The organism is Streptomyces sp. NRRL S-495 (assembly GCF_000966955.1).
Lineage (GTDB): Bacteria > Actinomycetota > Actinomycetes > Streptomycetales > Streptomycetaceae > Kitasatospora > Kitasatospora purpeofusca.
The window spans coordinates 1-1,200 of record NZ_JZWY01000961.1; the positions used below are offsets into that span (position 1 = coordinate 1).

The window sequence follows — 1,200 nt, forward strand, 5'->3', positions numbered from 1 at the left end:
AGGCTGCCGACGGTCCGCCAGCCGAGCCAGCCGGCCAGGCCGAGCGGCGCCAGCACGCCGATCACGGTCACCGTGCGCAGCAGCGTCGAGCGGCGCGGGCGGGGGTCCCGGCCGGGGTCGTCGGCGCTGTCGGGGGTCGCACCGGTGCTGTCGGGAGCGGTGCTGTCGGGGGCGGTGGGGCCGGACGGCCGGCGGGTGGTGCGAGTCACGGGTGGTTCAGATCCGGTCCTGGGTGCGGGGGGTGAGTCCGAACTGGTCGGCGATCGCCTTCCACTTCGTGACGAAGTCCTTCTTCGCCTGGGTGGCCTGCGGGTTGAGCTCGTCGGCGCGCTTCTTGTCGGCGGTGTTCGGGGCGCTGCCCGTGCAGCCCTGGGAGGCGACCGTCCGGGCCCAGCTCGCGTACGCCCGGTCGATGTCGGCGGACAGCTGCCAGGCGGACTTCAGCGACTGCACGGCGTCCGTGCCGCCGGGCAGGTCGGTGACGCTCAGCTGGGCGAGCTTGGCCAGCAGCTGGTCGCGCTGCTTGCCGCCGCTGTCGAACACCTGGGCGGCGGACTCGATGTCGGGCTTGGTCGGGCAGCTGTTCACCTTGGCGACCGCGTTGCCGATCGGGGCCTTGGCGCTCTCGCCCTGGGTGAGCAGCTCGTCGAGGGCCTTGGCCTGGGCCGGCGCGTTGGCGCCGGCGGCGGTCTGGGAGGGGGACGGGCCGGTGCTCGCCGCGGGGTCGGGGGCGGTCGGCGTCGGCGCGGCGCCGGTGGGGGCCGGGGCGGGCTGGGGGTTCCCGGACCCGGTGGTGCCGTCGGTGCTGGTGGCAGAGGGGGTCGCGGGGCCGGCCTGGTCGGTGCCGGAGCCCTTGTCCTTGACCGCCCAGAGGATGCCGCCGCCGAGGGCCAGTACGAAGAGCAGGGCAAAGGCGATCAGCAGCGGCGCGCGCCTGCTGCCGGGGCCCTCGTCGTCGGCGGCCTCGTAGCCGGTCGGGTAGTCGTGCCCGGCGTACTCGTGCTGGGGGTACTCGTTCCCGGGGTACTCGTTCCCGGGGTACTCGGGCTGGGCGTACTCGGGCCGGGGGTGGCCCGGCTGGGCGTGACCCTGCTGGGCGGGGTCGTACGGCGGTCGGCCGGGCGCCCCGTACGGGGCCTGGCCGTACCCGGGCTGCGGCTGGCCCTGCGGCGGGTACGGCGGCTGCTGGGCGGGCCGGGG

1 protein-coding gene and 1 pseudogene are annotated in these 1,200 nt (G+C 76.2%); both read right to left on the reverse strand.

The window, feature by feature from the left end:
* A partial coding sequence (locus VR45_RS37095) for a hypothetical protein (RefSeq protein ID WP_045944342.1) occupies nt 1-209 on the reverse strand: 209 nt, incomplete at its 3' end.
* Nucleotides 210-216: 7 nt separating this feature from the next.
* Nucleotides 217-1,200: pseudogene (locus VR45_RS37100) on the reverse strand (hypothetical protein); the annotation flags it as partial.